This window comes from Mycobacterium sp. 141, from assembly GCF_000382405.1.
Classification (GTDB): Bacteria; Actinomycetota; Actinomycetes; order Mycobacteriales; family Mycobacteriaceae; genus Mycobacterium.
The window spans coordinates 1-25,515 of record NZ_KB908267.1 but is presented as its reverse complement, the minus strand read 5'-3'; the positions used below and the strand labels follow the sequence as shown (position 1 = coordinate 25,515).

Annotated in this window: 25 protein-coding genes; 16 read left to right on the top strand and 9 right to left on the bottom strand. The window is 65.3% G+C overall.

Annotation, left to right across the window (positions count from 1 at the left end; all coding sequences use genetic code 11):
* Window positions 1-212: 212 nt before the first annotated feature.
* Genes H276_RS0116330 through H276_RS0116300 form a run of 7 tightly spaced genes read left to right on the top strand, consistent with a single transcriptional unit; the run spans window position 213 to window position 6,648 of the window.
* The gene (locus H276_RS0116330) at window positions 213-1,553 is read left to right on the top strand and encodes an NAD(P)/FAD-dependent oxidoreductase (protein WP_019972373.1); all 1,341 of its coding nucleotides are present in this window, start codon (window positions 213-215) and stop codon (window positions 1,551-1,553) included.
* Window positions 1,550-2,269, top strand: a complete 720-nt coding sequence (locus H276_RS0116325) for a DUF1365 domain-containing protein (protein ID WP_019972372.1) — start codon at window positions 1,550-1,552, stop codon at window positions 2,267-2,269. Before H276_RS0116330 ends, H276_RS0116325 begins: the two co-directional genes overlap by 4 nt.
* Window positions 2,266-3,561, top strand: coding sequence for a cyclopropane-fatty-acyl-phospholipid synthase family protein (locus H276_RS0116320; protein WP_019972371.1), 1,296 nt, complete (start codon window positions 2,266-2,268; stop codon window positions 3,559-3,561). Before H276_RS0116325 ends, H276_RS0116320 begins: the two co-directional genes overlap by 4 nt.
* Before the next feature lie 45 nt (window positions 3,562-3,606).
* The gene (gene sigK, locus H276_RS0116315) at window positions 3,607-4,239 is read left to right on the top strand and encodes an ECF RNA polymerase sigma factor SigK (RefSeq protein ID WP_019972370.1); all 633 of its coding nucleotides are present in this window, start codon (window positions 3,607-3,609) and stop codon (window positions 4,237-4,239) included.
* Window positions 4,232-4,972 carry an anti-sigma factor gene (locus H276_RS0116310; RefSeq protein ID WP_019972369.1) on the top strand — a complete coding sequence of 247 codons (741 nt, stop codon included), beginning with the start codon at window positions 4,232-4,234 and terminating at the stop codon, window positions 4,970-4,972. The genes sigK and H276_RS0116310 overlap by 8 nt, the downstream gene beginning before the upstream one ends.
* A 51-nt stretch (window positions 4,973-5,023) precedes the next feature.
* A complete protein-coding gene (locus H276_RS0116305) occupies window positions 5,024-5,983 on the top strand; it encodes an SDR family NAD(P)-dependent oxidoreductase (protein WP_019972368.1) in 960 nt (319 codons plus the stop codon).
* A 26-nt stretch (window positions 5,984-6,009) separates the two neighbouring features.
* Window positions 6,010-6,648, top strand: coding sequence for a heme-binding protein (locus tag H276_RS0116300; protein WP_026357078.1), 639 nt, complete (start codon window positions 6,010-6,012; stop codon window positions 6,646-6,648).
* 36 nt (window positions 6,649-6,684) lie between these two features.
* On the opposite strand, the gene H276_RS0116295 is transcribed toward H276_RS0116300, so the two are convergent.
* Complete coding sequence (locus H276_RS0116295) at window positions 6,685-7,134, bottom strand: SRPBCC family protein (RefSeq protein WP_019972366.1); 450 nt, start codon at window positions 7,132-7,134, stop codon at window positions 6,685-6,687.
* Between the two features lie 53 nt (window positions 7,135-7,187).
* Window positions 7,188-8,555, bottom strand: coding sequence for a TIGR01777 family oxidoreductase (locus H276_RS0116290; RefSeq protein ID WP_019972365.1), 1,368 nt, complete (start codon window positions 8,553-8,555; stop codon window positions 7,188-7,190).
* Window positions 8,556-8,652: 97 nt separating this feature from the next.
* Between H276_RS0116290 and H276_RS0116285 the strand changes: the two genes are divergently transcribed.
* The 4 genes from H276_RS0116285 (at window position 8,653) to H276_RS0116270 (ending at window position 13,636) form a co-directional block, all read left to right on the top strand.
* Complete coding sequence (locus H276_RS0116285) at window positions 8,653-9,540, top strand: DUF732 domain-containing protein (protein ID WP_036461235.1); 888 nt, start codon at window positions 8,653-8,655, stop codon at window positions 9,538-9,540.
* 52 nt (window positions 9,541-9,592) lie between these two features.
* The gene (locus H276_RS0116280) at window positions 9,593-10,201 is read left to right on the top strand and encodes a TetR/AcrR family transcriptional regulator (protein WP_019972363.1); all 609 of its coding nucleotides are present in this window, start codon (window positions 9,593-9,595) and stop codon (window positions 10,199-10,201) included.
* 139 nt (window positions 10,202-10,340) lie between these two features.
* On the top strand, window positions 10,341-10,784 hold the full coding sequence (locus H276_RS0116275; protein ID WP_196807938.1) for an MmpS family transport accessory protein: 444 nt from the start codon (window positions 10,341-10,343) through the stop codon (window positions 10,782-10,784).
* Window positions 10,781-13,636 (top strand): RND family transporter, encoded by a 2,856-nt coding sequence (locus H276_RS0116270; protein WP_019972361.1) that lies wholly within the window; start codon window positions 10,781-10,783, stop codon window positions 13,634-13,636. The genes H276_RS0116275 and H276_RS0116270 overlap by 4 nt, the downstream gene beginning before the upstream one ends.
* Before the next feature lie 14 nt (window positions 13,637-13,650).
* Here the strand turns inward: H276_RS0116270 and H276_RS0116265 are convergent, their stop codons facing one another.
* On the bottom strand, window positions 13,651-14,241 hold the full coding sequence (locus tag H276_RS0116265) for a chorismate mutase (protein ID WP_231376697.1): 591 nt from the start codon (window positions 14,239-14,241) through the stop codon (window positions 13,651-13,653).
* A 196-nt stretch (window positions 14,242-14,437) separates the two neighbouring features.
* On the opposite strand from H276_RS0116265, the gene rfbA reads away from it, so the two are divergent.
* Window positions 14,438-15,304, top strand: a complete 867-nt coding sequence (gene rfbA, locus H276_RS0116260) for a glucose-1-phosphate thymidylyltransferase RfbA (protein WP_019972359.1) — start codon at window positions 14,438-14,440, stop codon at window positions 15,302-15,304.
* Here the strand turns inward: rfbA and H276_RS0116255 are convergent.
* Entirely contained in the window at window positions 15,274-17,268 is a 1,995-nt protein-coding gene (locus H276_RS0116255) for a heavy metal translocating P-type ATPase (RefSeq protein WP_026357075.1), read from the bottom strand. The two genes, rfbA and H276_RS0116255, sit on opposite strands and share 31 nt — an antisense overlap.
* A gap of 93 nt (window positions 17,269-17,361) precedes the next feature.
* On the opposite strand from H276_RS0116255, the gene H276_RS0116250 reads away from it, so the two are divergent.
* Both H276_RS0116250 and H276_RS24190 read left to right on the top strand, forming a co-directional pair.
* On the top strand, window positions 17,362-17,724 hold the full coding sequence (locus tag H276_RS0116250; RefSeq protein WP_019972357.1) for a metalloregulator ArsR/SmtB family transcription factor: 363 nt from the start codon (window positions 17,362-17,364) through the stop codon (window positions 17,722-17,724).
* A 202-nt stretch (window positions 17,725-17,926) separates the two neighbouring features.
* Window positions 17,927-18,403: a hypothetical protein gene (locus tag H276_RS24190; RefSeq protein ID WP_036461225.1), complete on the top strand. Its 477-nt coding sequence runs from the start codon at window positions 17,927-17,929 to the stop codon at window positions 18,401-18,403.
* An 85-nt stretch (window positions 18,404-18,488) separates the two neighbouring features.
* Here the strand turns inward: H276_RS24190 and H276_RS0116245 are convergent, their stop codons facing one another.
* The gene (locus H276_RS0116245) at window positions 18,489-19,286 is read right to left on the bottom strand and encodes a L,D-transpeptidase family protein (protein ID WP_026357074.1); all 798 of its coding nucleotides are present in this window, start codon (window positions 19,284-19,286) and stop codon (window positions 18,489-18,491) included.
* Window positions 19,287-19,609: 323 nt separating this feature from the next.
* Between H276_RS0116245 and H276_RS0116240 the strand changes: the two genes are divergently transcribed.
* Window positions 19,610-20,323: a hypothetical protein gene (locus H276_RS0116240; protein WP_036461223.1), complete on the top strand. Its 714-nt coding sequence runs from the start codon at window positions 19,610-19,612 to the stop codon at window positions 20,321-20,323.
* Here H276_RS0116240 and H276_RS0116235 read toward each other — a convergent pair.
* Window positions 20,320-21,099, bottom strand: a complete 780-nt coding sequence (locus H276_RS0116235) for a hypothetical protein (RefSeq protein WP_019972354.1) — start codon at window positions 21,097-21,099, stop codon at window positions 20,320-20,322. The two genes, H276_RS0116240 and H276_RS0116235, sit on opposite strands and share 4 nt — an antisense overlap.
* A 119-nt stretch (window positions 21,100-21,218) precedes the next feature.
* Here H276_RS0116235 and H276_RS0116225 point away from each other — a divergent pair, with 119 nt between their 5' ends.
* Window positions 21,219-22,247 carry a fused (3R)-hydroxyacyl-ACP dehydratase subunits HadA/HadB gene (locus H276_RS0116225; protein WP_019972352.1) on the top strand — a complete coding sequence of 343 codons (1,029 nt, stop codon included), beginning with the start codon at window positions 21,219-21,221 and terminating at the stop codon, window positions 22,245-22,247.
* 11 nt (window positions 22,248-22,258) lie between these two features.
* On the opposite strand, the gene H276_RS0116220 is transcribed toward H276_RS0116225, so the two are convergent.
* The 3 genes from H276_RS0116220 to H276_RS0116210 all read right to left on the bottom strand — a co-directional run bounded on the left by H276_RS0116220 (window position 22,259) and on the right by H276_RS0116210 (window position 25,448).
* A complete protein-coding gene (locus H276_RS0116220; RefSeq protein WP_026357073.1) occupies window positions 22,259-23,038 on the bottom strand; it encodes a DUF1906 domain-containing protein in 780 nt (259 codons plus the stop codon).
* A gap of 48 nt (window positions 23,039-23,086) precedes the next feature.
* Complete coding sequence (locus H276_RS0116215) at window positions 23,087-24,466, bottom strand: serine hydrolase domain-containing protein (RefSeq protein ID WP_019972350.1); 1,380 nt, start codon at window positions 24,464-24,466, stop codon at window positions 23,087-23,089.
* A 232-nt stretch (window positions 24,467-24,698) separates the two neighbouring features.
* Window positions 24,699-25,448, bottom strand: a complete 750-nt coding sequence (locus H276_RS0116210) for an SDR family oxidoreductase (RefSeq protein WP_026357071.1) — start codon at window positions 25,446-25,448, stop codon at window positions 24,699-24,701.
* Between the last annotated feature and the right edge of the window lie 67 nt (window positions 25,449-25,515).

Genomic DNA, 25,515 nt, shown 5'->3' with positions numbered 1-25,515 from the left:
GTCAGACGTTGCGTACCCACAGTGGAGATGGTGGTCCAATCCGCATCCCTGCGCCGCGCGACGCGTCGAACGCGCGGTTACATCCGGGTGAATCATTGCTCGCGCGCCACGCCGACCCGCGACCAGGAGACGAGTCTTTCGGATGAATTGAACCGACCCCGTGATGTGACCAGCGCACCCACCCAGGTGCCGCGCGGCGACGAACCTCTGGTGTGAATCGACACGAGGAGACATCGCTCGTTCGGCGGATCGCTGTCATCGGCAGTGGCGTGTCCGGATTGACCGCCGCGTGGGTGCTGGCCCGAAACGCCGAGGTCACGCTGTTCGAAGCGCAACCACGCTGTGGTGGGCACGCGCACACCCATCGGTTGCCGAGCGGCCACGAGGAAGCATCCACGGTCGCGGTCGACTCGGGATTCATCGTCTTCAACGACCGCACCTACCCGACTCTGCTCAAGCTGTTCGATGAACTCGGCGTGCAGTCCCAGGAATCGGACATGTCGATGTCCGTGCGGTGTGACGGCTGCGGTCTGCAGTACGCCGGGGCCAACGGACCCGGCGGATTGTTCGCGCAACCCTCCTCGGTGGTTCGGCTGCGCTATCTGCGGATGCTCGCGGAGGTGACCCGCTTTCACCGACTGGCCCGCGCCGAACTCGCACAGGGCGACGGCAGTGGCCGCACCCTCGGCGCGTTCCTGACCTCTGCGCGGTTTTCCCGGTACTTCACAGCGCATTTCATGGTGCCGCTGGTGGCCGCGGTCTGGTCGTGTCCCCCCAACATCGCACTGGACTACCCGCTCGGATATCTGTTGCGCTTTCTTGACCACCACGGGATGCTGACGGTGTTCGGCTCACCGACATGGCGCACCGTGACCGGCGGCTCAGTCCGGTATGTGGACGCGATCACCGCGCGGTTGCACACCGTGCGCACTGGCGTTCCGGTGCGCACCGTGCATCGCACCGCGTCGGGAGTGGTGGTCCGCGACGACGCGGATCGGCTCGATCAGTTCGATGCCGCCGTCATCGCCACCCATCCCGACCAGGCTCTGGCCGTCCTGGACCAGCCCACCGCCGCCGAGACGGAAATTCTCGGCGCCTTGACCTACTCTGTGAACCACACTGTGCTGCACACCGATACGTCGGTGCTGCCGACGCGCCACCGGGCGCGAGCGTCGTGGAACTATCGGCTGCCGGACTGCGCCTCATCCCCGGACCGGGTCCTGGTCAGCTACGACCTGACCCGTCTGCAACGGATCGACGCGGCAACGGATCGACGGTTTCTGGTCACCCTCGGCGATGGCGGCAGAGTCGATCCCGATGCGGTGCACGCGGCCATGGTCTACGAACACCCGCAGTACACACCGAATTTCGTGGCGGCACAACGGCGTCTGCCCGAGTTGGGCGATCACCGGATCGCGTTCGCAGGCGCGTATCACGGATGGGGCTTCCACGAGGATGGCGCGCGCTCGGGTGTCCTTGCCGCGCAACGACTCCAGGCCAGCTGGTCGGGCGCTGTGCCGCCGCTGCGCCGCGCACTCGGGAGCGCGGTGTGAGGTCGCCGCGGATCGTTCGAACTGACATCCGGCACGTCCGCCGGTGGCCGATCCATCACGAATTCGGCTACCGCAGTTACAGCTGGCTGGTCGACCTCGACGAGTTGCCGCAGCTGCCGCGCCTGTTGCGGCCGTTCGCCCAGTTCAGGTCCGCTGACCACGCCGGGGTGCCGCACCACGGACTGCGCGCCAACATCGATGCGTACCTGGCCGAGCAGGGGATTTCGGTGCGTGAGGGCTGGGTCCTGATGCTCACCAACGCGCGCGTTCTCGGCTTCGTGTTCAACCCGCTCACGGTGTATTGGTGCCACGACCGCGACGGCGCATTGATCTGCGTCGTGGCCGAGGTGCACAACACCTACGGAGGTCGACACCGGTACCTGCTACGCACCGACCCGCGCGGTAATGCCACCGTGGCCAAGGACTTCTACGTTTCCCCGTTCAACGCGGTGGCGGGCGAATACCGCCTACATGTTCCCGAGCCGGACCGGCAACTCCAGATCGCCGTCCACTTGCGCAACCCGGCCGGTTCCACCGTTTTCAGCGCCACGATGACCGGCCGCGTCCATGCGGCAGACACCGCCACGGTGCTGCGGGCATTGGTGGCCGTTCCGTTGGCTCCGCTGGTGGTGGCAGTGCGTATCCGGTGGCAGGGCATGCGTCTCTGGGCGCGCGGTCTGCCTGTTGTCGCTCGACCTCAGGAGAGGATTCGATGACCCTCGAGACCGACATCACCCCTGCCCATCAACAGGGTCCGACGCCGTGGCGCGAGATCGCCCGGGTGCCTCGTGGTCCGCGCGCGCGGTTCGGCGCTCCCATCGCGGAGGCATTGTTCCGACGTGCCACCCGCGATCTGCCCGTCCGCGTGGACTATTCGGGCACAGCCTGTGCCATATCCGCCGCGGACGCCTCTTCGCCGCGGATCGTGGTGCACCGCCCCGATGATTTCTTCGCCCGCCTGGCCGCGGCCGGCCTGATCGGCTTCGGGGAGTCCTACATGGCCGGCGACTGGTCATCACCCGATCTCGCGGCGGTCTTGACGGTACTGGCCGGCGGCATCGACACCCTCGTGCCTGCGCCGCTGCATCGCCTGCGCGGTCTCTGCCTGCCGCGGGTACCCCGCAGCCAATACGGCGCTCGCACCGACGCCCGGGCGAACATAGCCCACCATTACGATCTGTCGAACGAGTTCTTCGGCCTGTTCCTCGACGATTCCATGACCTACTCGTCGGCGTTGTTCGCCGGGGTCGACACTGCGCCGGCATGGCAGGACCTCGGCGAGGCACAACGCCGCAAGATCGACCGTCTTCTCGACGTCGCCGGCGTCGTCGCGGGCACCCGGCTACTCGAAATCGGCACGGGCTGGGGAGAATTGGCGATCCGGGCCGCACAGCGGGGTGCCCGGGTACACACGATCACGTTGTCGCGTGAACAGCAACTCCTCGCTCAGCATCGCATCGCCGCCGCCGGGCTGTCGGGCCAGGCCACCGTTGCGTTGAGCGACTACCGCGATGTGCGGGGCCGGTACGACGCGATCGTCTCGGTCGAGATGATCGAGGCCGTCGGTCACCGCTACCTACCCACCTACCTGCACACCCTGGACCGGCTGCTCGCAGAGGATGGCCGAATCGCGTTGCAGGCCATCACGATGCCAGATCACCGGATGCGCGCGACCCGCAATACATTTACCTGGATCCACAAGTACATCTTTCCCGGCGGATTCCTGCCATCGGTGGACCTGCTCGAGCAGATCCTCGCAAGCCGCACCGGGCTTCGGGTGATCGATCAGTATTCGTTCGGTCCGCATTACGCACACACGTTGCGCCTGTGGCTGCAACGGTTCACCTCCCACACCCGCGGCGCCGAAGCTCTGGGTTTCGACGAGATATTTCGGCGCATGTGGCGGTTCTACCTGGCGTACTCCCAGGCCGGCTTCGCCTCCGGGTACCTCGACGTCCACCAATTCGTGCTCGACCGCGCCTCCGGTGGTCATCATGGCGCTGGATAGGGACACGACGCCCCTCGACGGGCCGGTCTGTGCGAAGATCCCGACATGGACTCCCCCCGCGGTCGTGACCGCGGCACGGGTGACCGCGCAGCAGAATCCACGTCCGCCGCGCGGGCCGCCAACGCAACCGAGCTGGCCCGCCGCCTCGGTGCGATCGCAGCCGGGGATCGCGACGCCTTCACCGAGTTCTACGACATGACCTGCGCACGGGTCTTCGGTCTGTCCTCCCGGATCGTCCGCAACCCGGCACTGGCCGAGGAAGTCTCCCAAGAGGTCTACCTGCAGGTGTGGACCTCGGCGGCGCGGGACTACGACCCGACTCTCGCCAGCCCGATCGGCTGGCTGTTGACCCTGACGCAACGCCGCAGCGTCGACCGGGTGCGCTCCGAACAGTCGGCCAGCGATCGCAACCACGCATACGGTGCCACGCATTTGGGGCGGGAACACGACGTCGTCGCAGACGAGGTCGGTCAGCGGTTGGACGAGCAGCAAGTCGTCGATTGCCTCGCCACCCTGACCGACACCCAGCGGGAAGCGATCGCGCTGGCGTACTACGGGGGCCACACCTACCGCGAGGTCGCCGAACTCCTCGGTTCCGGGCTCCCCGCCATCAAGACCCGCATCCGTGACGGACTGATCCGGCTGAAGAACTGTCTGGGGGTGGGTTTCGATGGCTGACAGCCACACCGACGACGAGCTCCTCGACCTCGCCTACCCATACGCGCTCGGTGCCGTGTCCGAGGCCGAACGCGCCGAGATCGCCCACCGGCTGGCCACCGCGGGCGCACCCACAGCCGACGCGTTTGCCCGGATCGTCGCCGACACTCAGGAGACCATGGCGCTCGTCACCGCCGGCGACGCACTTGCCCCACCCGCGCGCCTGCGCGAATCGTTGCTTCACGCGATCCAGGAACAACCGGGGCGTGACGGCGCCGACGATCTGGCTCGACACCGTGCGCGCAGGCGCCGGTTGATCACGCGGGTGGTGGTGGCCGCGGCGGCCGCCGTCGTGATCGCTGTCGCAGGCGTCGTCGTACTGCGGTCCACCCATCAGTCCACCACCGTGCCGTCGGTCGCTCAGGTCCTCGCTTACCCCGACACCCGCACCACCACTGCCGAGGTCGCGGGCGGCACCATCACCCTGAGTGCGTCGGCCCAGGCCAACGCCGTCGTGGTGGCGATGTCGAATGTGCCGCCGCCCCCGCAGGGGCACGTGTACCAGATGTGGTTCATCCCGTCCTCCGGACCGTCGAGATCGGCTGGCACCATGAGCGCCGACACCATGCCACCCCCGGGCGGCGAGGTCATCCCGGCACTGAACTCGGCGGCCGCGGTCGCGGTCACCGTCGAACCCGGCACCGGGTCGACCCAGCCGACAGGGAACCCGGTCGTCACCATTCCCCTGACCTGATTTCGCACCGGATGACCCATCCGGGCCGGTGCGCGCGGCGAACCACTGTCGATGACCACCGCTGCCGTAGTTGACGAACTGCTCGACCGGACAATCGCCCTGGGGTATTCCCGGGTGGGCATCGGGTTGCGGCAGCGGTTCTGGCCGACGCCCGATTCCGCGAGCGAGACCCTGGCCGGCGCCACCGTTCTGGTCACCGGCGCGAACTCGGGCATCGGACGGGCAATTGCCGCGGGACTCGCAGCACGCGGCGCCACCGTGCTCATGACTGTTCGCGACCGCTCCCGCGGCGAGGCCGCCCGCCACGAACTGTCGGCAGCCGATCCCGACGCCGACCTCGTCGTCGAGCGCTGCGATGTGTCCTCATTCGCTGACATCCGGGCGTTCGCCGCTGACCTGAGCCGCCGCCACAGCCGGATCGACGCGGTGATCCACAACGCCGGAGTGCTGCCCGCGCAGCGCACCGACAGTGCCGACGGACATGAACTGTGCCTCGCCACCCACGTGCTCGGGCCTCTGCTGCTGACCGAACTTCTGCTGCCTCTGCTGGCCGCCGCACCAGACCCGAGGGTGGTGTTGGTCTCCTCAGGTGGGATGTACACCCAGTCTCTGGACGCCGACGACATCGAATACCGAACCTGTCGCTACCACGGCGCCACCGCCTACGCCCGCAGCAAGCGCATCCAGGTCGCCCTGTTGCCGCTGCTGGCCCAACGCTGGGCACGGCGATCGGTGACGGTGGCCGCCATGCATCCGGGCTGGGCCGACACCCCAGGTATCGCGCAGGCGTTGCCCGGGTTTCGCCGCCTGTTCCGTCCGATTCTGCGCACTCCGGAGCAGGCCGCGGACACCGCGATATGGCTCACCGCGACGACACCGACGCCGCCCTCGGGACAGTTCTGGCATGACCGCCGTATCAGGCCTACCCACTATCTACCCACGACCCGCTACACCGGGGCCGAACTCGACCGGGTGTGGCGGTACTGCGCCGGGACGATCGGGCTGTCGTGAAACCAGCGGAATCGGAAGGACTCGCCATGTTGACTCAGTTGCAGGAGACGGCGACCCGCATCTTGGAGTTCGCCGGGTCGACGGTAGGCATCCGCAGCGGGACCGAGGAGCCGCCGCATACGGTGCGCTCATTGGTTCCCGGTGTGGAGATCCGGCAATACGGGCCCCGGATCGCCGCCCAGACGCACGTACAGGCGAACGAGGAAGCGGCCCGCAGCGCCGGTTTCCGGCGCCTGGCACGCTACATCTTCGGCGCCAACCAGCACCGCGAATCGATCGCCATGACCATGCCCGTCGGGCAGCAGGCGACCGGAGGCGGGGCTCAGCCGACGGCGACGACACTGCCGATCGGGCAGCAGCTCGGTGACGAAAGAGGCTGGGTCATCCGGTTCTACCTGCCGACCGGGTCCACGCTGCAATCGTTGCCAACCCCCGACGACGAGCGCGTCGCACTTGTCGAGGTAGCCCCGGAAACCGTTGCGGTGCTGCGCTTCAGCGGTGATCGCGGGCCCTCACGAGTGGCAGAGCAGACTCGCCTGCTTCGAGAAACGCTGCGAGACTACGGATTCACAGCAGTCGGCGAGCCCAGCGCCTGGTTCTACGATCCGCCGTGGACGCTGGCGTGCCTGCGCCGCAACGAGATCGCGATATCCGTCGAGACATGAGCGCGGGGGCACGCAGCGCCAAGCATTTCGGTGTGCTCACCCGGCGCCGAGCGAATGTAGCCGCGCCAGTTCGCGTTCGAGACCTTGGGCACCCTTGTTGAGCAGGTCGGCGACCGCGAATCGCAGCAATGGTTCCATCCAGCGCAGCCACCCCGTGAAGGCGAATGCCGCCTGGTACGTCACCACGCACCCGTTCGGCTGGGCGGCGACGGTGACCGTGTCGTGGGCGACGACCGAGGCGTTCTCACCCCGCAGTTCGATGGACTCGCCCGGAGTGAGAGCAGTTACCACGTAGACGAGGTCACTCGTGCGCCCCGCGAAACGGGAAGTGTTGGCGTAGCGGGTTCCTACGCCGCCGTCACCGGAGATGCGTTCGGTGCGAACCGTCCCGGCATCCCACTGTTCGGTCGTGGTGAAATCGGCAAGGTAGGCGAAGGCCGCCTCCGGTGGGCAGCCGGTGGTCACCTGACGCTGCATCCTGATCATGTGCACTCCTCACGTTGTGCGGTTGGCGCCGGTACTGCCGTGGGCATCGCACATCACCCGGGCTCGGCCGCGATGCTCCCGAGCTGATGGCGCAGGCACTGCTCGAGGGAAGGCCTGCGGAAGCGGTGCCCGACCTCGAGCAACCGGCTCGGCACCACCCGTTGACTTGCCGCGGCCAACTCGCGTGCTCCCTGCTCGCCGAGCAGGAGGGCCGGCCCCAGATCGGGTACCGGCAACACCGCCGGCCGATGCAGGGCGTGCGCCAGGGTCGCGGTGTACTCGGCGTTGCGAACCGGTTGTGGCGCCACCGCATTCACGGGACCCGACAGCGCAGGATCGACCAGTGCCCGGTGATACACGTCGACGAGATCGTCGATGTCTATCCACGACAACCACTGCCTGCCACTACCCAACCGGCCACCCAGACCCGCTGCGAACAGTGGCCGCATCAATCGCAGCGTTCCGCCGCGCGGGGTCTGCACGATGCCGGTGCGCACGTTGACCACCCGCAAACCGGCCGCCGTTGCCGGTGCCGTGGCGGCTTCCCAATCGGCGACCACATCGGAGAGAAACCCGCCGCCGTGTGTCGCGGTTTCGTCCAGCTCGACATCCCCGCGGGCGTACCCGTAGAAGCCGATCGCCGATGCGCACACGAAAGTCGACGGACCGTTGGTGGCGGCCGCGGCGCACTGCGCAAGCCGCCGCGTCGGGTCGATCCGGCTGTCACGCACCGAACGCTTGTGAGCGTCGGTGAACCGGCCGGCGATCGAGCTTCCCGCCAGGTGTACAACGGCATCGACGTCATCGAGCAGATGGGGGTCGGGCGAGTCGGGTTGCCAGCGGCGTTCGGCGTCGCCACGGGGTTGGCTGCGGACCAGGCGGATCACCCGATAGCCGCCGGTCGACAGAAACGCCGTCAGCGCGGTCCCCACCAAGCCGCTCGACCCGGTCACCGCGACGGTGCCCGGCCGTCGGCCATGCTCATGTGACCACCGATGGCTCGCCAGGTCCTCGGCGAGCTGGCTGTGCCGGTACCGAAACGTCTGTCGCAGCAAGCTCCCCGGCACAGCGGTGTCGACATGATCGGTGACGCGGGTGCGCCCGGCATCGACGGCGTCGAAGCGGTGCTCGTGGCGCCACGATCCGATCAGGGTCACCGGGAGCGATCGCCAACCGTCGCGGGCCAGTGCGTCGACGAAACGGGCCGGCGGGTCGTAGGGCCCGGGTTGGTGTTGCGCAGTCCACCGCAGGCCGCCGGGTAAGCCCAGCACTGCCCGGCCGTCGGCCAGCGACTCGGCCTCCGACACGACGTGCAACGGCTGCCACGGGGGCATCAGTCGGTGTATCGCACCGGGGCGCTCATGCCACGCGAAGACCTCTTCGCGTGGCGAGTCCACCACGCTGCTGTGCACGATTCCCACGACACCTCCCCAGAGACGGTCCTCTCTGTGGTTCGGAGCCACCCCGCCGGCGGATGGCACACGGACCGGATCCGGCCGACATATAACAGTGGTGATGATGAATTGCGGATCGAGGAAGTGCCCGTTCTGCGGTGCCGACGTCGACCGCAGTGGCACGTGCGGTCGCTGCGGGCGGCTGCAGGACTCCACGGCTCTGACGGGGTGGCGCCCGGATCCCACGGCACGTCATGAGGGCCGCTACTACGCCGCGGGCCGTCCGACGAACCGGGTACGCGACGGCAAAACGCAATCGATGGATCCAGGCGGCGCCCGGATGCTGCCAGACTATGTCGAGTTGCCCGCCGTCCGATCGATCCGCTCGACGTGGCTCGGAACGGCCGCCGCGACCGTCATCATCGTCATGGTGGCGACGGTGGCCTGGGTGCTGCTGACCGTTGCTCGCCGTCCAGCTCCGCCGCCGGAGACCGGGTACCTCTCGGCATTGCGGGAAGCGGGGCTGACGGACCAGTTCAATTCCGATGCCAACGCCGTCGCCCACGGGCATCAGGTGTGCCGTCAACTCGAAGACGGCGGGCCCCAGCAAGGTTTGCCCGCCGACAAGATCGCCGTCGACTCGTTCTGCCCGCAGTTCACCCCGGGTTTTCATACCCTTGATACCGCCACTGTCTCAGGAATTTTCGTCGTCACCGATACCGCGGGCCTGGACGCAATCGCCGCCGACGGTGCAACGTGCGTTGGGGCCAACGGGTACTCCGACGTGGGCCGTGACACGCAGGTCACCGTAAAGAACGGCAAAGGGGAGATTCTCACGACCACGGCACTCGGCCAGGGCAAGGGCGACAGCACCAACTGCACCTTCTCGTTCAGTTTCCCCGTCACCGAGGGCCAGGATCGCTACGTGGTCTCGGTCGGACACCGCGGCGAGTTCAGTTACACCTTCGAGCAACTGCGCGCCCATGGCGTCCAGATTCGACTCGGCCACTGACGGCGCCCCTTCCGTGCAGTACGGTCCTGGACCGTACTATCCTCACGGATCTATGGTGGGCGCTGTGCCCGAGACCGTTCACCTCGCCGCAGAGTCCTCTCCGTGGTCACCGCGCGAGTCGGAACTGCTCGCCGTCACATTGCGACTACTGCAGGAGCACGGCTACGAACGGCTGACCGTGGACGCCGTGGCGGCGACCGCGCGCGCGAGCAAGGCCACGGTGTACCGGCGATGGCCGTCGAAAGGCGAATTGGTACTGGCCGCCTTCATCGAGGGCATCCGCCAGGTGGCCGTTCCCCCCGAGACCGGCTCGCTGCGAGGCGATTTGCTGCGAGTGGGTCAGGTGATCTGCGAGCAGGCCCACCAGCACGGCACCACCATCCGGGCGGTGCTCGTTGAGGTGTCGCGCGACGCCGCGTTGAGCGACGCGATGCAGCACCAGTTCCTCGACCCGCGGAAGGCGATGCTCGAGCTCATCCTGCGAAAAGCCGTCGAGCGCGGTGAGATCAGTGAAGCCGCGATCAGCGACGAACTGTGGGATCTGATGCCCGGTTACCTGATCTTCCGCTCGATCATCCCGAACCGGCCGCCTACTGCGGAGACTGTGCGGGCCCTCGTCGACGAGGTCATCCTTCCCAGCCTCACCCGGCCCGTCACGTGAGGCAGCATCCGAACTTCAAGATCCCCTCAAAGCCTTGCCCGAGACAGTACCGTACCGTACCGTTCAGGGGGTCCTCCCTCGTCGCGAGAGAAGGACCACAACCCAGCGATCGTGTCACCGGTTATCGAAAGGCTAACGGGTGCAGAAACTTTCGATTGGCAGCTCAGTCAGGCGGGGTTGGATGCTGTTGGTCGCACTCGGGGTGATCGCGGTCGCCGCATTTTCCGTGTATCGACTGCACGGTGCGTTCGGTACCCACCACACCGAAACTCCCAGCGCCCTGTCGAACGAGATCGTTCCGTTCAACCCCAAGCATGTGGTCCTTGAGGTCTTCGGCCCGCCGGGCAGCATGGCGTCGATCAATTATCTGGACATCCACGCTCAACCCCAGCGTGTCGACGACGCATCGCTGCCGTGGTCCTACGACACCACCACCACCGACCCCGCGGTGTTCGTGAATGTCCAGGCACAGGGCAACAGCGATTCGATCGGCTGCCGGATCACCATCGATGACGTGATCAAAGACGAGCGCTCGGCCGACACCCGCAACGCCTACACCTACTGTCTGGACAAGTCCGGATGAGCGGCGACACCGCGGCGAAGACGATCCGCCGGCTCGCGGTGCCGATCGTGCTGTTCTGGTTGGCCATCGCCGCGGTCACCAATGTCCTCGTCCCACAGTTGGAAGTGGTCGGCGAAGCGCACAACGTCGCCTTGAGTTCACCTGATGCACCGTCGCTGCAGGCGTTCAAACGCATCGGTCAGGTGTTCGGCGAGTTCGATTCCGACAGTGCGGCGATGATCGTCCTGGAGGGCGATCAGCCGCTCGGCGCCGACGCCCACGCCTATTACGACGACCTGATTCGGCGAATATCGCAGGACCACAAGCACGTCCAGCACATCCAGGACTTCTGGGGTGATCCGCTGACGGCCGCGGGCTCGCAAAGCCAAGACGGCAAGGCCGCCTACGTCCAGGTATTTCTCGCCGGCAACCAAGGCGAGGCGCTGTCGCTGGAGTCGGTCAACGCGGTTCGCGACATCGTGAACCGGACTCCGGCACCGCCCGGCGTCAAGGCGTACGTCACCGGTGCCGCACCGCAAGTCGCCGACCAGTTCGAAGTGGGTAACGAGGGCACCACCAAGGTCACTCTGCTGACCATCCTGGTGATCGCGATCATGCTGCTTCTCGTCTATCGCTCAGTCGTCACCATGATTCTGGTGCTGATCACCGTCCTCATCGAAATGGCCGCAGCCCGTGGGATCGTGGCTTTCCTGGCCAACTCCGGGGTCATCGGTCTCTCAACGTATTCCACCAACCTGCTCACACTGCTGGTGATCGCTGCCGGAACCGACTATGCGATCTTCGTCCTCGGCCGCTATCACGAAGGTCGTAGCGCCGGGGAGGATCGCCAGACCGCGTACTTCAACATGTACCGCGGGACGGCCCATGTCGTCCTCGGCTCGGGACTGACCGTCGCCGGTGCGGTCTTCTGCCTGAGCTTCACCCGGCTGCCGTACTTCCAGAGTCTGGGTATTCCAGCCGCGATCGGGGTCCTCGTCGCGCTTTTCGCCGCGCTCACCCTGACACCGGCCGTACTGACGCTGAGCAGCCAGGTCGGGCTCCTGGAACCCAAGCGCACGGCGCGCACCCGGGGATGGCGTCGGGTGGGCACCGCCGTCGTCCGGTGGCCCGGGCCCATTCTGGTGGTGACGATCGGAGTTGCGCTGATCGGCCTGCTCGCCCTCCCCGGATACCGAACCAGCTACGACGTCGGCTCCTACATGCCGGCGAGCACCCCGTCCAACGTCGGTTACACCGCTGCCGAGCGGCATTTCTCGAAAGCCCGGCTGAATCCCGAGCTGCTGATGATCGAGTCGGACCATGACCTGCGGAACCCGACCAACATGATCCTGCTGGAAAGAGTCGCCAAGGCCGTCTTCCACACACCCGGGGTTGCGCAGGTGCAGTCCATCACCCGACCGTTGGGTACTCCGTTGGACCACACCTCCATACCGTTCCAGATCAGTGCCCAAAGCGCCGCGCAGATCCAGAACCTGGCGTACCAGCAGGACCGCGCGCGCGATCTGCTCAAACAGGTCGGTGAGATCGACAAGACCATCGGCATTCTTCGACAGCAGTACGCCCTGCAACAGCAGAGCGCCGCCGCTACCCACGACCAGGTCGAAGCGTTCCACCAAACCGTCGCGGTGACACAGGACCTGCGCGACAAGATCGCCAACTTCGACGACTTCTTCAGGCCCCTGCGCAATTACTTCTATTGGGAGCCACACTGTTTCGACATCCCGATGTGTGCGGCGCTGCGATCGATCTTTGACGCGCTCGACGGAATCGACGCGCTCACCGAGCAGTTGGGCAATGTCACGGCGAGCCTGGACAAGCTGGATCAGCTCCAACCGAAACTGTTGGCTCTGATCCCGCCGCAGATCGCCAGCCAGCAGACCAACCGCGACCTGACGATGACGAACTACGCCACCCAGTCGGGAATCTACGACCAGACTGCGGCGGCGCTGGCGAACGCGACCGCCCTGGGCCAGGCCTTCGATGCGGCCAAGACCGACGATTCGTTCTACCTACCGCCGGAGGCCTTCACCAACCCCGAATTCCAGCGCGGCCTGAAACTGTTCCTTTCCCCGGACGGCAAAGCCGCTCGGATGATCATCACTCATGACGTCGATCCGGCGACACCCCAAGGGGTTTCACATATCGAGGCGATCCGGCACGCCGCTGCCGAAGCCGTGAAGGGTACACCGCTGGCCGGGTCCCACATCTACATCGGCGGGACTGCCGCGACCTACAAAGACATTCAGGACATGGCCAAGTACGACCTGATGATCGCCGGGATCTCGGCGCTCAGCCTGATCCTGCTCATCATGATGCTGATCACCCGAAGCCTGGTCGCCGCACTGGTCATCGTGGGCACCGTGGCACTGTCGCTGGGCGCGTCGTTCGGGCTTTCGGTACTGGTCTGGCAGGACATCCTGGGCATCCCGCTGTACTGGGTGGTGTTGGCGCTGGCCGTGATCCTGCTGCTGGCGGTGGGATCGGACTACAACCTGCTGCTGATCTCCCGGTTCAAGGAGGAAGTCGGGGCGGGCCTCAACACCGGCATCATCCGCGCCATGGCCGGCACCGGCGGGGTCGTCACAGCCGCCGGACTGGTGTTCGCCTTCACGATGGCCTCGTTCGCGTTCAGTGATCTTCGGGTGCTCGGTCAGATCGGGACCACGATCGCGCTGGGCCTGCTGTTCGACACGCTGATCGTGCGCTCGTTCATGACGCCGTCCATCGCAGCGCTGCTGGGACGCTGGTTCTGGTGGCCGCAACGGGTGCGCCCGCGGCCGGCCAGTCAAATGCTGCAGCCCTACGGTTCACGCCCGGCAGTACGTCAATTGCTGCTCTGGGAGGATCAGTGACTGCGGCCTCACTCTCATCCGCAGTACGCGTGTGTGGCATATGCCAGCGCCGATTGATACACCGGGTCGAGTGCGCGGGATGCGGTGACGACCGCTATCGCGGCGTCGCGGTCGGCCACGCAGGTCGGTGCGTGCAGGTCGTCCCAGCGTGCGGCCATCTCGCGCACCATCGTCTGGTTGAGCCGGTCGATCGTCGTCCGCGTGTCGGCGAGATCCGGAGCGTTCGCAGGCACGGCGCCGGGATCGATTTTCCATTGTGCGAACCGGCTGTACTCCACCGAGCTCGTCGCGTCGATCTGGTTGTGAAAGATGTTGGCCACGTATGCCGGGTCGATGTGGTTGGCCGTGGCCGACGCGGTCACGGAGTCGATCACCTGCTGCTCGCGTTTCGGGTCGTCGACCGCGCCACCCGTCCGGTACTTGTATGCGGCGACGGAATCCGCGGTCTGAAGGCGTTGCGCCGAGGCGTCGACCAATGGGATCAACGGGTTTTGGAGCTCGGCCTGCGCACCGGGGGCGGCCACGCTGCCGGACAGCCCCAAAATAACTGCGGTACCGACGAAATCAACACAGATACGAAAAGTCCACAGTTCAGAGAATGCCAAAGCCCGCGACCGACCGCAACAGTCCGACGGCGGCGAAAAGCCGCGCCTCGGCGGGTCCACCCGGAGCATGCACTTGGGCATCGTGTTTGTGCACGATAGGCTGACCTGCATGTTGCGTCGCGACAGCCTTGAAACATCGTCACCGCAACCGAACTCAGTGAGCCCGGCGTCCACGTCGTCGAAGTAGGGGAAGGACATGCGCGGCATCATCCTCGCCGGTGGCTCCGGCACCCGGCTGCATCCGATCACCACGGGCGTCAGCAAGCAGCTGCTTCCGGTCTACGACAAGCCGCTCGTCTACTACCCGTTGTCCACACTGATACTGGCCGGCGTTCGTGACATCCTGATCATCACAACACCGGCCGATGCTCCAGCGTTCGTGCGGCTGCTCGGAGACGGATCGGCATTCGGCATCAATCTGAGCTACGCAGTACAGCCCGACCCCGACGGGCTGGCGCAGGCCTTTGTGATCGGTGCCGACCACATCGGCAATGACAGTGTGATGCTCGCCTTAGGCGACAACGTGTTCTACGGGCCGGGGTTGGGCACCAGTCTGCGCCGATTCCAAAACGTCAGTGGTGGAGCGATTTTCGCATACTGGGTGGCCAATCCGTCGGCGTACGGCGTGGTGGAGTTCAGCGCCGACGGAACACCGCTGTCGCTGGAGGAGAAGCCCGCCACACCCAAGTCCCACTACGCGGTCCCCGGGTTGTACTTCTACGACAATGACGTGATCGAGATCGCCCGCTCGCTCCGCAAGTCGGCTCGAGGCGAGTACGAGATCACCGAGGTCAACCAGACGTACCTGAACCGGGGCCGGTTGTCCGTCGAAGTACTCCCCCGCGGGACCGCGTGGCTCGATACCGGCACATTCGATTCACTCCTTGATGCCAGCGATTACGTACGCACCATTGAACGTCGTCAGGGCCTGAAAATCGGCGTGCCTGAGGAGATTGCCTGGCGAGCCGGTTTCATCGACGATGATCAGCTCGCCGCACGCGCCCGGGTCCTCCTGAAATCGGGATACGGCAGCTATCTGCTGGAACTGCTCGAGCGAAAGTAGCCAGAGCGCGGGATACGGCCGGCCGCATGCCATGCCCCGTCCCGCAACAGCCGCAGCCCGTTCAGGCCGACGATGATGGTGGATCCTTCGTGACCGGCCACACCCAGCGGCAACGGCAATGTGCCCGCCAAATCCCAAACCGCAAGCACAGCAATGAAGGTGGCTGCGATGGCAAGGTTGGCCACCACCACCCGGCGAGCCCGGCGGGCCAAGGCGATCACCGTCGGCACGGCGTTCAGGTCATCGCCGATCACCACCGCATCAGCGGTCTGCAGCGTCAGGTCCGACCCCGCACCGCCCATGGCTATGCCTGTGTCGGCGGCCGCCAGCGCAGGCGCGTCGTTGATACCGTCGCCGATCATCGCCACCTTGGTGCCATCGGCCTGCAATTGGCCGATGGCACTGACTTTTTCGTGCGGAAGCAAACCTGCCCGCACATCGGTGATCCCCACCCGACCGGCGAGAAGCGTGGCGGCAGCCGTGTTGTCGCCGGTCAACAGCACCGGCGCGCGGCCGGTCAAGCGGGTGGTCGCCGCCACTGCAACGGCGGCGTCGGGACGAAGCTGATCCGTCAGACCGAGCACCGCGATGGGACGACGTGCGACACCGACGATCACCGTGGTGCACCCGCGCTGCTGCATCGACGCGACCTCAGCGAGCACACCGACGGCAAGCCCGTCCCCAAACGCCTGCCGCGCTGCCACCGTGATGTGCTCACCGTTCACCGTCGCCGTGACGCCTCGACCCGGTTGGGCGGTGAAGTCCACGGTGTCGGGCAATCGCAGGCCTCGCGACCTCGCGGCGCGCACGATCGCCGCGCCCAGTGGATGCTCGCTCGGATGCTCGGCCGCAGCGGCGACGGTCACCGCGTCGTCATCGGTCAGACCGGCTGCCAGAACCCGAATTTCAGCGAGTTCCGGAATACCGCGGGTCAACGTCCCGGTCTTGTCGAACGCGACCCGGCTGGTGGTACCGAGTTGCTCCATCACCACTGCCGACTTGACCAGGACGCCGTTTCGGCCGGCATTGGCGATCGCGGCCAAGAGGGGCGGCATGGTCGCCAAGACCACAGCACACGGCGATGCGACGATCATGAACGTCATCGCACGCAACAGCGCAGCTCGCAACGAGTCGCCCAGTAGCAGAGGGATGACGAACACAGCGACGGTGACCACAACCATGCCGATCGAATAGCGCTGTTCGATCTTCTCGATGAACAGTTGCGTGCGGGCTTTGGTCTGGCTGGCCAGCTCCACCAGCGCGGCGATCCGGGCCACTACCGAGTGTTCGGCGCGCCGGTCCACTCGGATCCGTAACACGCCGGTGCCGTTGAGGGTCCCGGCGAACACCTCGTCACCGACACTCTTGTCCACCGGTAAGGGCTCGCCCGTGATGGTGGCCTGATCGACTTCACTGGCGCCTGCGATCACCGTGGCATCGGCCGTAACGCGCTCCCCTGGCCGGACCAGTACGACATCACCCACCTCGAGATCGCCGGCCCCGATGATCTCCTCAGTACCGTCATCTGAAATCCGCGTGGCGCGCTCGGGTGCCAGATCCAGCAGGCTCCGCACAGCATCCTCGGTGCGGGCAGTGGCCAGCGCCTCCAGCGCACCCGAGGTCGCGAAGATCACGATCAACAGGGCGCCATCGGTGATCTGTCCTATTGCGGCCGCACCGATCGCTGCGGCCGCCATCAACAGGTCCACGTCCAGGGTCTTCTCCCGCAGCGCCCGCAGCCCGGCCAGCGCCGGCTCCCATCCACCGGTGACATAGCAGGACAGATAGAGCATCCACCAGGACCAGGTCGGTCGGTTTGCCAGCTGCATCCCCAGACCGATCAGAAATAAGACCAAAGCCACTGTGGCCCAGCGCATCTCGGGCAAATCAAAGATCTTTCGACGCTTGGGATGTGCGCCAGCAGCCACGGCGGGCCGCTGCCCTGCCCGAGTCACAGCCGGCATGAATCACCTCCACACGTTCATCAGTACGACTGATCGCACAATATCAGAACACATGAACATGTCTTCATTCGTTTGCATTAGTAGACTGGGGGCATGGGACATGGCGTCGAAGGGCGTGACCGCCCGGCCGGGCGGCTCGACGCCGATGCCGCCGCGCAGGTCGCTACGACGCTGCAGGCGCTCGCGACACCGAGTCGATTGATGATCCTGACCGAACTTCGCCAAGGCTCACGCTCGGTGACGGAGCTGGCCGACGCGATCGGCCTCGAGCAATCTCTGGTCTCACATCAACTCCGACTGCTGCGGAATCTCGGTCTAGTCGCCGGCACCCGCACCGGCCGCAGCATCGTCTACAGCCTCTACGACAACCACGTCGCCCAACTTCTCGACGAAGCCGTCTACCACAGCGAACACCTGCGGCTCGGCCTGACCGATCGCGCGAACGACGCCGGTTAGCTGGGTTTTCGCGAGTCGCGTCGTCACTCCGTCGTCGAGATGACGGGTCGGCATCGGTGCGGTCACGGCGCCACCTCGGGCACATGTCAACCCCGCAACTAATTACCAACACGTATGGACGCCGCCTGCAGACCGCTCTACCGTTCAGCTGCACAAATTCCTCACAAATGTAATTTGAGAGCACGATCAGGGGGGCGTCGGGATGACGAGGTTTGCTCGAGTCGCGGTCAAAGTTGTTGCCAGCACTGGCTTCTGCGTAGCCGTCACGGTATTGAGCCCGAACGCAGCGGCCACTCCGCTCAAGACGGGCGGATACAAGTGCCTCGACGCGGCGGCAGGAACTGCAGCACCGGGTGTGGCAGGCGCGCCATGCGCCGCGGCGGCAGTCGAGGCCTCGGGTGTCGTTGCGCCGTTGGCGCCACCGGTGCCGGTCGTACCGGCAGGCATCCCACCGGTACCTGTGGTGCCCGCTGGTGTGCCACCGGTTCTACTGGCGCCACCGGTGCCCGTGGTGCCTGCGGCCGCGGGTGCCCCCATCGCAGCGGCAGCCGGCCCTGTAGGCGCTCCGGTCACGGACCTGGCCGGGGCGGCCACGGGCAAGGAGGCACCGACCAGCCGGCCCGCCGATGCCGACGGGCCTACGCCGGGCGTCCCGCTTCAACCTGGCCCCCAGGGCTGATCCGGAGCCACGAGGCCGGCGGACGACCCACGGCGGGTGCGGCTCGACAAGCCAATTATGTTCGGTAGCAGGCGATCACAATCGACTATTCCTGAACGATGATGGGATCACCGACGTTGACCGTGTTGAAATACCATTCCGCGGCCGCCGGACTCAGGCTGATGCAGCCGTGGCTGACATTCTCGAAGCCCATCGACTCGACGGCCCACGGGGCCGAATGCACGAACAGCCCGCGGCGCGTGAAGCGAACTGCGTACTCCACCTCGGTGAGGTAACCGTCAGGAGCTTCAACGGGTATGCCTACACTGCTGGAATCCATGGTCACAGAACGGTCTTTCCCCAGGACCGTGTAGTTGCCAACAGGGGTTGCATACTCCGGTCGCCCCAGCGAGGCCAGCAGCACGCCCGGTTCCCCGAAGTGGGGCAGGTGGTGCGGGGCAGGCATGTCGATCGGAGTTTCACCGTCGATCGTCACGGTGAACGTGTGCTCCGAGATGCTGGCCACTCCAACGACTTTCGGTCCGGTCTTGAATTCCAGCGGCATGCCACCCACCGAAAGGCTGATCGTGCTGTGCGCCGGCCAATACTGGTCGGGAACCCACTGCACGACTTTGTCATCGAGCCACTCGAACCTACCGGTCCGCGCGGGCGACGACGTGAGTGCAATGGCGCGCTGAGCGGCGTCCCGGCTGACGACCGGCCGATGGAATGTCACCATCACCGGGTGTGCCACACCCACGGCTACAGTTCCGCTGGGCAGAATTGATTCGATGTCCGAACTCAGCGGCAGACGCAGTGCAGCGGTATCGACGTTCGCCGTACCGCCCAATAGGACCATGGCTATTACGGCCAACGCGAGAACACAATGAATTACCGCCCGCATCAGTCTGACCCCTTGATGATGACCGCTTGGTGTTGAACCTCGTCATGGTATGGGTAGTTCTGACCTCGAACATGTTGGCGCGTTGGTGATTCGATCAAGACTTCGTCACAGTTCGGCCACGTCACCTGGAATTCGAGTAGTCGGCTACTCGTGCCTTGGTGACCTGCTCGTGGGCATTCTGAGGCATGATCCCGCTACATCAGCCAGGCTCGAGTACGCGGAGCGGGATGCTCCGGGTAGTGATCTGTTCGGGCCTTGTGTTGTTCGCGTGTGCGTGCGGTACCGAGGCGTCTGTCCCGTCATCGCAGACTGTGGCGTCACCGATGAAAACTGTTGGCCCGACCGCGCGGGTAGAGCCCGATGATCCGCGACGCTCGATCGACTGGGGCCGGATTCACCAACAGCAGGCTGATCTCATTGCCGCGAAGGCAGAGTGGCACCGGCCTGACGAGCTGGCCGTGGAACAAACGGACGTCATCGGTCTGACCATTGGCGACACCCCTGAACTGAATGAGAGTGTCAGCGAGGTGCTGCCGGGTACGACTGCGTCACCGGCCGGCACGGTTCGAGTCGGTCCGACCACAACCGCGGAACTCTCGGCGAGTCCGGACGATGCGATCGTTACGCCCAGTGTTGCGCGTAACGCCTCCACAGACCGTGATATCGCCTTGCTGTGGAGTTGGCAGGTTACCCCGAAGAGGCCGATCGATCAGCTCGTCTTGACCGCTCACGTGCAGGTTCCGCTCGACGGAGGTGGATCCTTGAACACCGATATTCCGTTGCGGATTCACGTGAAGCGCACATTCAGCTACACCGTCTGGCAGATCTTTCACAGCTGGGCAACATGGTCGGCAATCGTCACCACGGCGGTGGCAGGCGTGGGATGGTTCCTGCGCAGGCTCAAGCGAGATCCACACTCCGATGCAACTGAAAAGGCGGCGGAGTCGCCGGCAACCCCCTGCGATGGCGGCGGGCACACCGGTCAGCCCGAGGCTGTGATGGCGCCGTCCGAATCGGGCAGAAATACACCTCGTTAGGCAGGAGCTTCAGGTGGCTTCAGCTGTTGTGCGTGCTCTGATGTCGGTGTGCCACCGATGAAGTCGTCCCAATGTCGACGTACCGGCGCCCAGCGCCGGTCGAACTCAGCAGCGCGCCGTTGGGCGTGCGCGAGCTTGGTCGGCTCGTAGCGCCAGCGCGCCCATGGCGATGTGGGGCGCGCCAGCCGGATGGCGGCCACCCACGCGACCGGCGAGACAAACAGGCCGATCAGCGCAGTCGGGTATTTGCCTTTCAGCGCGGTGACGGCGACCACGCTGAAGTGGAACACCAGAAACGCGACCGCGCCCATCCGCACGGCGTTGAGCGGTCCCGGCACGTCATGCATATTGACCGGAGACACTCCGACCGCCGCCAGCCCGATGCATGCCGCCGCGAGCGTGACGATGTTCACCGACAGCTGGCCCTCCTGCGACCAGTACACGTCTTGGAGCCGGAAGATCATCGCGAATTCGTCAAGCACGAGCGATGCACCGACGCCGACCAACACTCCCGACACATAGGTCCACGCCGACAGTGGCGGCGAGCCGACACCCATGAACGCTCCCAGAATGAGCAGCAGCACGCCGGGCGTCGAGTGATGCATGTGTACGCCACCGCTGCTGATGTTATGGAAGGGCCCCTTGCCCGCCCGGATCAAGCGCGTGATCGTGCGGGTAGCAAGAAAAGTCACGACGAACGCCACGAAGCTCAGAAGCAACGGCCCCTTGTACCCATTGACGACGTCGTGCTGCCACCAGTCGTTCAGCCACACCATCCCAAACCTACTGCCCGCATGCCGCGTGACGTGCGTCGGCGTATATCGCCGCCAGCCCGCACGTTAGTGTGCTGTGGTCGGCCTCAGCGTACAAGCCGATAGAAAAGTTGAGCAGATTCATGACCGCAGCAGAGACATCGACGCTCGAATCCCGGGTCGGCCATTACTACCGGGCGGACGGCCCCTACCTGGTGGGCCGCGAGAAGGTGCGCGAGTACGCCCGTGCCGTGCAGGACTACCACCCTGCGCACTGGGACGTCGCCGCCGCTGCTGAGTTGGGCTATTCAGGCCTGGTCGCACCGCTGACATTCACGTCGACCCCCGCCATGGCCTGCAATCGGCGCATGTTCGAATCGGTGGTCGTCGGCTACGACACCTATCTGCAGACCGAAGAAGTCTTCGAGCAGCACCGCCCGATCGTGGCCGGAGACGAGCTGGAAATCGACGTCGAGCTGACATCCGTGCGCCACGTCGCCGGCCGAGACCTCATCACCGTCACCAACACCTTCACCGACACTGCCGGCGAGCGTGTGCACACGCTGCACACCACCGTCGTCGGCGTCACGGCCGAGGACATCAATCCCGGAACCATGGCGGCTGTGCAGAACGCGATGATGCACGACGTGGACTTTTCCGGAATCGGCGCATCCGACGCCGATTATGAGAAGACGGTTCGGCCCGAGGGTGAGCTGCGGATTGCCGACGGAGGCACGACGCGCACCCCGGGGACGCCGTCCTTCGATGACGTGAAGGTGGGTGACGAGCTGGGCGTACATCACACCCGGCTATCCCGCGGCGATCTGGTGAACTATGCCGGCGTGGCAGGTGACGCCAACCCGATCCACTGGGATGAGGACATCGCCAAGCTTGCCGGGCTGCCCGACGTGATCGCCCACGGCATGCTCACCATGGGCTTGGGGGCGGGTTTCGTCTCCACCTGGTCGGGCGACCCCGGGGCGGTGACCCGTTATGCGGTGCGTCTGTCGCAGCCTGCGATCGTCTCGGCCAAAGAAGGCGCCGACATCGAGTTCAGCGGCCGGATCAAGGCACTGGACCCAGAGACCCGCACCGGCGTCGTCATCGTCGCCGCGAAGTCCGATGGACGCAAGATCTTCGGTCTGGCGACGATGGACATCCGCTTCCGCTGACCGACGAACTGTTATCGCGCGAGATCCCATTGGCCGAAATCGGCTGCCAGAACGTCGTTCACGTCGACGTGTACGCCGTCGATCACGAACCCAGGGGCGGACGCGGTGACGACCTCCCGCTGGAAGAGCACAGCGGCCGGCTCGCGCTCGCCGCGTGACCACGCTTTGGTCTGCCAAGCCCACCGATAGCCCGGGCTGGTCGAAGATCCGATGACACCGTCGGCGATCGCCCAGCCGCATTGGCGACGGCCACCGTAGATTCCGGTGCGAAGTATCCCCAGGACCGAGTTGATTCCCCGAAACCATTGGACTGCCTGGGCTTTCCACGTTTCGGCGTCGATATCCTCGTCGACGCTGAAAAAGATCGGTGCCGACGCGGGGCCGCCGGCCGCGGTGTGCAGGCCCAACGCCGTCTGGGCGTCGGCCACACCCCCGTCGTAGCCGCGGGTGAAATCCGATGGTGTTGGCCACCCAGGCTTGCCGAACTGGTAGCAGCTGACGATCTGCAGGCCTGCCGCTCGCAGGCCGTCGGCATAGTCACGCGTGACCGGTTTGAAGTCGAACGTGGCACCCGGCCGCAATTCGGAGACGTAGACCAGTGCCCCACCGAAGCCTGCGGACTTGATCTGCTCGGGCTGGACCAACCGGTCGGCAAAATCGATTAGTTGCAGGCCGTCTGCCGATGCCCGCTGTGTAGCCGTTGTCGCCGCCAGCGCGCCTGGGACGGCCAACGCCGGTGCGAACAGCACGGCGTACCTGAGGACTTCGCGTCGTGAAGCGGATCGCACCACGCCCGTAGCGTAGCCGCTGAAATTCGGCGTGGCATCTGGTGTGGCCGGCTATTCGTTGTAGAGATGCAGGGCTCTGGCGGTCTCGGTGGCAATGTCACCGCTCAGTCCTACGACGGGAGGACCGCCGGGCTGATGGATCACGTTCGCCAGGACGATGACGTAGGTATCTGACCCCGGGTCCATCCACAGCGTCACGCCGGTGAAGCCGGTGTGACCGAAGCTGCCGATGGGAAAGATCATTCCGCGCGGCCGGGATTGTTCTGTATCGATGTCCCAGCCGAAGCCGCGGAGGTCTTGGCCGGCTATCGCCGGATAATTCGGAGCGAGCAGGGGATCCCTTGTGTTGGGGCTCTTTTCGATGGCTTGCCGAGTGGCCTGATTGGCAGCCTTCAGTTGCGCGGGGTTATGCCCGGGCTGCTGCGGTGTCGTCATCAATTCCAGGGTCGATTGTTTCAGCGGAAACGGGCTTGGGCGTCCGGCGAGGCCGTCAAGCAGCGCCTGCGCATACCTGCCGACATCTTGCGCTGTGGAGAACACCCCGGCACTTCCTGCCACCCCACCCATGCGGCGCGCCGTCGGGTCATGGACGGTGCCACGAAGCAGGTGGCCATAGTCGGGGTTGAGACCCGGAGTGTCGCCGTCGTGCGCGGTCGGTGCGATGCGCGCCAGGAGATCGGTACTCCACGAGTCTGCCGGGCACGGTCCTTCCGCACGCGCCTTCTTATCGAAAGCGATTGCCGTACCGCGAATCTGGTGCGGTCCACACGCTTTGTCCGCGGGAAGGTAGCGGGTGTCCGACATGCTCAGTGGCGCAAAAACGTTGTCGGGCACATAAGCGTCCAATGCTTCGCCGGTGATCTTCTCGACCAGTGCGCCGAGGATGATGAAGTTGATATCGCAGTAGTGGAAGAGTTTTCCGGGATCGAACACCACCCATGCGGCGAGCGCACGGTGAATGCCTTGGACTTTGTCGGCCCGGTCCAGCCCCCATGGCCCGTCCAGGCTCAAATCCCCGGCGATGCCTGACGTATGCGTGAGCAGCATGCGCAGCGTCACCTTGGCGCGCCGCGGGTCATTCGCCGGGTTGAACTCGGGCAGGTACTTCTGCACGGAATCGTCGATCTGGATGCGGCCCTGTTCGTAGAGTTGGAGGACGGCGACAGTGGTCGCGAGGCTCTTCGTCAACGAAGCCAGGTCGAAGATCGTATCCTCGGTCATTGCTTCGGCCGGCGCGGGTTCGCCGTCGAGCCCTGGCTCGTCGGGCAGTTTGCGGAAGCCGAACGCCTGACGGAACACCACGTTGCCGCCGTGTCCGATCTGGACTACCGCACCGGGCAGGCGATGTGCTGCGATCGCAGCGTTCACGAGCTGGGTGACAGGTGTGAAATCACCCTCGGGAACTACCGGGGGTGCAGTGTTTGTGGCCATGGTGGTCGTGGCCACGGTGGTCGTCGGTGCTGCGCTTGCCGACGCCTTGGTCGCAGCCGGCGGCGGCGTTTGTCCGCACGAAGGGATCGCCGTCAGGCTGAGTAAAACGGTTCCAACGGCGCAGACGCGGATGACGCGCGACCCTGACCCCGCCGGGGAGTAGCTGATCATCCTTTCGCGTGACGCCACCGGCGAATACTGTTGAAACACAGCGGATCCGGGGAATGGCTGGTTAGCAGAAGGGGATCGAGGCGATCATCGCTCCCGGCCCAGTCACCAAACTGTCCTTCTTCAACGCCGCACCAAAATACCGCGCCTGCCGATCCACCACCACCCGCTGATCATCATGCCGCACAGCCAACACCTCCCGAGCCAACCGAGCAAACGAAATCTTCTCCGGCCCCCCAATATCAACCACATGATTACGCGGCGACGAAATCGCCACCTCCGCCAAAAACGCCGCCACCTCATCAGCAGCAATCGGCTGAATCAACGCATCCGGCACCCGCACATCATGCTCACCATCCTCATCAGCATCAGACTCCACCACCATCGACTCCACAATCACCCCCGCGAACTCCCCAAACTGCGTCGCCCGCACAATCGTGAACGGCAACCCCGAACCCACAACAATCCGCTCCTGAGCCACCTTCGCCCGCAAATACCCACTATCCGGCAAACCATCAGCCCCCACCACCGACAACACCACATAATGACCCACCCCCGCCGCCCGCGCCGCCGCCACCACATTCCTGGTCGAGGACACAAAAAAATCCATCACCTCCTCATCATCAAAAGACGACGCATTCGTCACATCCACCAAAACCTGCGCACCAGCCACCGCCTTGGCCACCCCCACCCCACTACACACATCCACCCCCGAGCGCCGCGACGCCCCCACCACCTCCTCGCCTTCCCGAACCAAAAGATCAACCAACAGACTCCCGATAAGACCACTCGCCCCCAACACCGTCACCTTCACCCTGCCAACACCTTCCATCCACACCACCAACCCAAACAACGGAAACCCAGACTACGTCGCACACCAC